General features: G+C 66.7%; 8 protein-coding genes. 5 read left to right on the top strand and 3 right to left on the bottom strand.

Annotated features, from left to right (window positions below; genetic code table 11):
- The 4 genes from DYI24_RS18595 to DYI24_RS18610 form a co-directional block, all read left to right on the top strand.
- The coding region (locus DYI24_RS18595; protein WP_205523584.1) for a fasciclin domain-containing protein at positions 1 to 110 on the top strand (110 nt) is incomplete at its 5' end.
- 212 nt (positions 111 to 322) lie between these two features.
- Positions 323 to 964 (top strand): cytochrome b/b6 domain-containing protein, encoded by a 642-nt coding sequence (locus DYI24_RS18600; protein WP_164573367.1) that lies wholly within the window; start codon positions 323 to 325, stop codon positions 962 to 964.
- A 93-nt stretch (positions 965 to 1,057) separates the two neighbouring features.
- Positions 1,058 to 1,837: a molybdopterin-dependent oxidoreductase gene (locus DYI24_RS18605; RefSeq protein ID WP_164573368.1), complete on the top strand. Its 780-nt coding sequence runs from the start codon at positions 1,058 to 1,060 to the stop codon at positions 1,835 to 1,837.
- Between the two features lie 194 nt (positions 1,838 to 2,031).
- The gene (locus DYI24_RS18610) at positions 2,032 to 2,541 is read left to right on the top strand and encodes a superoxide dismutase family protein (RefSeq protein ID WP_164573369.1); all 510 of its coding nucleotides are present in this window, start codon (positions 2,032 to 2,034) and stop codon (positions 2,539 to 2,541) included.
- Positions 2,542 to 2,683: 142 nt separating this feature from the next.
- On the opposite strand, the gene DYI24_RS18615 is transcribed toward DYI24_RS18610, so the two are convergent.
- Positions 2,684 to 3,877: a YbfB/YjiJ family MFS transporter gene (locus DYI24_RS18615; protein WP_164573370.1), complete on the bottom strand. Its 1,194-nt coding sequence runs from the start codon at positions 3,875 to 3,877 to the stop codon at positions 2,684 to 2,686.
- Positions 3,878 to 4,095: 218 nt separating this feature from the next.
- On the opposite strand from DYI24_RS18615, the gene leuB reads away from it, so the two are divergent.
- A complete protein-coding gene (gene leuB / locus DYI24_RS18620) occupies positions 4,096 to 5,208 on the top strand; it encodes a 3-isopropylmalate dehydrogenase (RefSeq protein WP_164573371.1) in 1,113 nt (370 codons plus the stop codon).
- Between the two features lie 163 nt (positions 5,209 to 5,371).
- Here leuB and DYI24_RS18625 read toward each other — a convergent pair whose 3' ends face one another.
- Together DYI24_RS18625 and DYI24_RS18630 are read right to left on the bottom strand one after the other, a co-directional pair.
- Entirely contained in the window at positions 5,372 to 5,773 is a 402-nt protein-coding gene (locus DYI24_RS18625) for a hypothetical protein (RefSeq protein WP_012493995.1), read from the bottom strand.
- Between the two features lie 142 nt (positions 5,774 to 5,915).
- Positions 5,916 to 6,460, bottom strand: a 545-nt coding sequence (locus DYI24_RS18630; RefSeq protein ID WP_164573372.1) for a hypothetical protein, incomplete at its 5' end; no start/stop codon positions are given.

Below are 6,460 nucleotides of genomic sequence, written 5' to 3' on the forward strand. Positions count from 1 at the left end.
AGGTGATGCTGATCGATGCCAAGGGCGGCAGCTCGACCGTGACCATCCCGAACGTCAACCAGTCCAACGGCGTGATCCACGTGATCGATACCGTGCTGCTGCCGTCGTAATTGCGGGCTCACCTCCGCGGCGCATGATGTCCCCCTGGCGCCGCGGAGGCTGCGGCAAGCTGCCGCGAGCGAGGGCGCGGGCCGGGCAACCGGCTCGCGCTTTCGTGATCCCGCTCGCATGCGAAGCCGCAATGATCGATAATCGGCAGTAACGAAATCGGCGCATTGCCCGTAATGTCCGGTGCAACCGCTGGCTTCCAGGAATAGAGCCGATGTCTACCACCATCCTGAATGAACCTGCCTCGACCACCGCGGCGATCGCAGAGCCCCGCGCCATCCTGCAGCCGGTGTGGGTGCGGGTGATGCATTGGATCAACGCCGCCGCGATGCTGGCGATGATCCTGTCCGGCTGGCAAATCTACAACGCCGCGCCGCTGTTCGACTTTCAGTTCACGCGGGCGCTGACGCTCGGCGGCTGGCTCGGCGGCGGACTGCTGTGGCACTTCGCAGCGATGTGGGTGCTGGTGATCAACGGCGTGCTCTACGTCATCCTCGGCTTCGCCACCGGCAGATTCCGGCGCAAACTGTGGCCAATCACGCTCTCGGGTATCACCTCCGATTTGTCACAGGCGATCCGGCTGCGGCTCTCCCACGACGACCTCAGCCGCTACAACACAGTGCAGAAGCTGCTCTATGTCGGCGTCCTGATCGTCGGCGTGCTGTCGGTCGCATCGGGCCTCGCGATCTGGAAACCGGTGCAATTCCATTCACTCACCGCGCTGCTCGGCGGCTACGACACCGCGCGCTACGTACATTTCGGTGCGATGAGCGCCATCGTCGCGTTCTCGGCCATCCATATCCTGCTCGCCGCCCTGGTGCCGAAGGCGCTGCGGGCGATGATCATCGGACGCTGAATCCGAAGCCGCTTCTCCGTCACGACGAGCGCGGCGAAGAAGCCAGAACACGGTGCACTTCGCTCTTCGCACTGACGCCAAGAGGACAAAGCCATGCTGCGCATCAACAAACTGCTGATCCCGGGCGTCGACAGGAAGCTGCTGGTCCGCGATGCCGCCAAGCTGATGCCCGACGTGTCGCGGCGGCGCTTCCTCGCCGGCGGCGCCAGCCTCGGGGCGCTGACGCTACTGACCGGCTGCGACGTGGTCGACGGCGCCTCGGCCGAAACGCTGCTGGCCCAGGTGTCGAAGTTCAACGACGCGGTGCAGGCGGCAATCTTCAACCCGAACACGTTGGCGCCGACCTTCAGCGAGAAGGACATCACCCGGCCGTTTCCGTTCAACGCCTACTACTCGCTCGACGAGGCTCCGACGATCGACGGCGGCGACTGGAAGCTGGAGGTGTCGGGCCTGGTGCAGAACAAGAAGAGCTGGACGCTGCAGGAGCTGACGCAGCTGCCCGAGGTGTCGCAGATCACCCGGCATGTCTGCGTCGAAGGCTGGAGCGCGATCGGCCATTGGAGCGGCGTGCGACTGCGCGACTTCCTCGAGCTGATTGGTGCCGACACCAAGGCGAACTACGTCTGGTTCCGCTGCGCCGACGACTACACCTCGCCGATCGACATGCCGACCGCGCTGCATCCGCAGACCCAGATGACCTTCAAATTCGGCGGCGAGGTGCTGCCCCGCGCCTACGGCTATCCGATGAAGATCCGGATCCCGACCAAGCTCGGCTTCAAGAATCCCAAATACGTCGTGTCGATGGAAGTCACCAACGACTACAAGGGCGGCTATTGGGAAGACCAGGGCTACAACTCGTTCAGCGGGTTGTAGTCGCCCTCGCACGTCGCGATTCCGGGTTCGCTCGCTGACGCGAGCGCCCCGGAATGACTCGTGGAAGTTCTGTCACGTCCCAACAGTCTCAAATGGTTCCACGCATGATCCGCGGCCAATCGCGTGTTGGCGTCGCGGCGGCCGCGGTGTTAGCGTCTCGCATCACGTTTCAGAACACGTCACGGGAGGTCCTGATGATCCTGCGAGCTTTGTTGTGCACCGGCGCGGTGCTCGGCGTCACCACGGCGGCGATGGCGGCGGACAGCGCCAAGGCGACGCTGAAGAACGCCGAAGGCGCCGAGGTCGGCACCGCACTGCTGACCGAGGGCAGCAAGGGCGTCACCATCAAGCTGGCACTGAAGGGCCTGCCGCCGGGCGAACACGCTTTCCACATTCACGCAGTCGGCAAATGCGAGCCGCCGTTCACCTCGGCGGGCGGCCATTTCAATCCGGACAACAAGAAGCACGGCAAGATGGCCGAGGGCGGCGCGCATGCGGGCGACATGCCTAACCTCGACGTGCCGGCGTCCGGCGCGCTCAGCATCGACGTCGTCAACGACGCGGTGACGCTCGCCAAGGGCAAACCGAACTCGGTGTTCAAGGACGGCGGCACCGCACTGGTGATCCACGCCAAGGCCGACGACTACAAGACCGACCCCGCCGGCAACGCCGGCGACCGCATCGCCTGCGGTGTGATCGAATAGTAGCAGCCCGCGCCGTCATCCCGGGGCGCGCGTAGCGCGAACCCGGGATCTCGATGTTCAGGGCACGCACCCAAGAAACCACGTCGCAATAACACCTGGATTCCGGGTTCGCTTGCTTCGCAAGCGCCCCGGAAGGACGATGTCAGTTACTTCTCTGCAGCGGCCGTTGAAACGCCGACAGCGCGGCACCGAGCGCCAGCGTTGCGGCGGAGACGGCGAGCGCGGATGACAGGCTGCCGATCGCGTCGGTGATGGCGCCGACCACCAGCGGGCCGAGCGTCTGGCCGATACCGAACGCGATGGTCATCGCGGCGATCGCACCGGGCCAGGAGCCCTGCGGATAGTTGAAGCGGACGAACGCGGTCGTCGAGGCCACCACCGCGAAGAACGACACCCCGAACACCAGCGCCGAGGTCGCCAGCATCACGGGCGACAGGCTGAACAACGGCAGCACGGCGCCGACTGCATTGACGGCCAGGATGATGGTGGTCGACAGCCCGCCGCGATGCAGCGCCATGACCCGGCGCCAGACCCAGGGCGTGACGAAGGCGCTGATCCCGATCAGGCACCAGAACGCGCTCTGCGCCGCGGCGCCGCCGCCGGCGTCGCGCACATAGGCGATCATGAAGGTCATGTAGGCGATGTAGCCGGCGCCGAACATGAAATAGCCGGCCAGATAGATCAGCACCGGAGCGATCCGGAACGGCGCGGCGCGGCCGCCGCCGAGCCCGGCATCGACTCCGATCGGCGCCAGCAGCACCGGTAGCGCCATCGCGGCCGACAACGCCGCCAGCACCAGCCAGCCGAGCCACCACGAGCCGGGTCCGGCCGCCTGCAGCAGGAACGGCGCGATCAGCCCCGACGACAGGATGCCGATGCCGGGGCCGGCATAGAACAGGCTGAGCAGAAACGCCGACCGCGCCGGCTGCGCCTGGGCGATCGTGGTGGCGAGCGCCCCGCCGGCCACGAAGGCCAGCGCCGCGCCAATCCCGGCAATCAACCGGGCGGCGGACAGCAGCGCGAAATTGCCGGAGATCGCGCAAAGCACCAGCGAGGCGACGCAGGCCAGCGTGCCGACCCGCACGATTGCCGCCATGCCGAACCGGGAGACCAGCCGGGACGTCACCAGCGCGCCGGCCAGATAGCCGGCCGCATTGATGGTGTTCATGAATCCGGCCGCCGAATACGACCAGCCGAGGCTGTCGCGCATGTCCGGCAGCAGCAGCGAATAGGCGAAACGGCCGATGCCGAGCCCCACGGTCGGCGCAAGCGACAGGATCAGGATCAGGCGCGCGGGATGAGCGGGCGCCGCCTCGGTGCGGTCGAGCAGGGTCAAGGAAGGTCTCCGGCGCCGTCATTGTGACAGCGAATGCGCCCCACCCGCAACACGCACAGGCGGCAACACTGTCTTGCCAAGCCCGCACCGGCGATCTAGCACTCGGCCCGCGAATTCATTTCTTCCTGTCATGCCCGGGCTTGACCCGGGCATCCATCCTTCTCGAAACGATGGATCGCCGGGTCGAGCCCGGCGATGACGCTTGCAAGGACCCGATCATGGCAACGCACAAACTGCTTCTTCTTCCCGGCGACGGCATCGGCACCGAAGTGATGGCCGAGGTCAGCCGGCTGATCGACTGGCTCAACAAGGCCGGCATTGCCAGCTTCGAGACCGAGCACGGCCTGGTCGGCGGCGCCGCCTATGACGCCGACAAGGTGGCGATCGCCGACGCCACCATGGCGTTGGCGCAGGCCTCCGACGCGGTGATCTTCGGCGCGGTCGGCGGCCCGAAGTGGGACGGCGTGCCGTACGACGCCCGCCCCGAAGCCGGCCTGCTGCGGCTGCGCAAGGATCTCGGCCTGTTCGCCAATCTGCGGCCGGCGGTGTGCTACCCGGCGCTGGCGGATTCCTCGAGCCTGAAGCGCGACGTGGTCGAAGGCCTCGACATCATGATCGTCCGCGAACTGACCGGCGGCGTGTATTTCGGCGAGCCGAAGACCATCACCGACCTCGGTAACGGCCAGAAGCGCGCGGTCGACACCCAGGTATATGACACCTACGAGATCGAACGGATTGGCCGGGTCGCGTTCGACCTCGCCCGCAAGCGCCGCAACAAGGTCACCTCGATGGAGAAGCGCAACGTCATGAAGACGGGCGTGCTCTGGAACGAAGTGATCACCGCCGTGCACGACCGCGAATACAAGGACGTCCAGCTCGACCACCAGCTTGCCGACTCGGGCGGCATGAACCTCGTCAAGTGGCCGAAGCAGTTCGACGTCATCGTCACCGACAACCTGTTCGGCGACATGCTGTCCGACATCGCCGCGATGCTGACCGGCTCGCTCGGGATGCTGCCGTCGGCCTCGCTCGGCGAAGTCGACGCCAAGACCGGCAAGCGCAAGTCGATGTACGAGCCGGTGCATGGCTCGGCGCCCGACATCGCCGGCAAGGGCATGGCCAATCCGGTGGCGATGCTGGCCTCATTCGGCATGGCGCTGCGCTACTCGCTCGACATGGGCGCGCTCGCCGACAAGCTCGACGAAGCGATCGCCGCGGTGCTGGCCAAGGGCCTGCGTACCGCCGACATCAAGAGCGAAGGCACCACGGTGATCTCGACCTCGCAGATGGGCGAAGCGATCGTCACCGAACTGCAGGCGTTGCACGCCTGACGGTCTCACTCGCGGGCTTGGTCCGCGAAGCCGTCTTCATGAAATCCGATGGACCGCCGGGCCAGCCCCGGCGGTGACGTCGAATAAAACAAAAAACGCCCGCCGAATTCGGCGGGCGTTGTCGTTTCTGGCGCTGTCGCGGGCGGCGGGTGCCGCGGGCCGATCAGTACAGCGGGAAACCGGTCGGAGATCCGCCGAGATCGGAGGCCGGATTGAGCGGCCAACGGTCGAGCGGGCGCTGGCCGTTCTCGCGCGCGAACGAATAGCCCGGCGGGAAGGCGTAGTCGGAGAAGTGGCGTTCGCCCGGCTGCACTTCGGTGCCGGCATCGAGCCAGGACCGCTTGGTGACGTACACACGGGTGCGGGGGCCGGCCTGATAGACCACGTTCGGGCCGCGGGAGCCGTAGCGGATCTGGTCGGACGTGCCGTAAACCCGCTTCTTCTTCGGAGCGGCATCGGCATTGCTGACGCCGATCACGGCGACGGCGGCTGCCGCGAGCAGGACCGGCAACAGTCTGGCGGCAGTGGATTTCACGAACATCGGGGTCCCCATCGGCAGGCGCATTCCAGGTTCGTCCTTTGTAGCCGCCGCCGCACACCGGCCACAAGATCAATCCGGCAACACCGGCCGACAATCATTCAATCCGGCCGTCGCCAAAATGTTGCATCAACTCCAAGGCGTTACGCCGCCCTGGCAGGTCTCCAGCTCATAGCCGGCCGCGCAGCGACGGGTCCTGCGGACCGGTCAGCCAGTCGGCGGACGCCACCGAAGCAGCAGACTGATTCGGCCCGCAGCTGCCGCGCCGCAGCTCGGCCTGGGCAAACACTGCGGCCGTCGCCGCATCGCCGCTCAGCAGCACCAGCCGGTCGAGCAGACAAGCCACCGCGGTTCGGCGCTGCAGCGCGGTGTCGCCGCGGCAGGAGAAGCCGGAAATCCGCAAGCTCGCGGCATCGATCGCTTTGACGAAGCCCAGACAAGAACCGGCCGCACGGTCGCCGCCACCAAGGCTGAACAGCGGCACCGGGCCGAACTTGGTGTCGATCACGCCGGCGGTCTCGATCGTCGCGGTCCCGCCCGGGTCCATCCGGGCCGCCAGGGCGGCTTCGGCCGTGGCGCGGGACGTCTCGCTGCCGACCCGGTAGATCTCGATCTCGGCCGTCACCGGCTCGCCTGGCGCAGCGATGCGCAGGATGTCTTTGCGGCCGCCATCCGGGTGACGCAGGATTTCGGTGGTCTCGGTCTTGCCCGGCC

Source organism: Rhodopseudomonas sp. BR0C11 (genome assembly GCF_010820945.1).
GTDB lineage: Bacteria > Pseudomonadota > Alphaproteobacteria > Rhizobiales > Xanthobacteraceae > Rhodopseudomonas > Rhodopseudomonas palustris_H.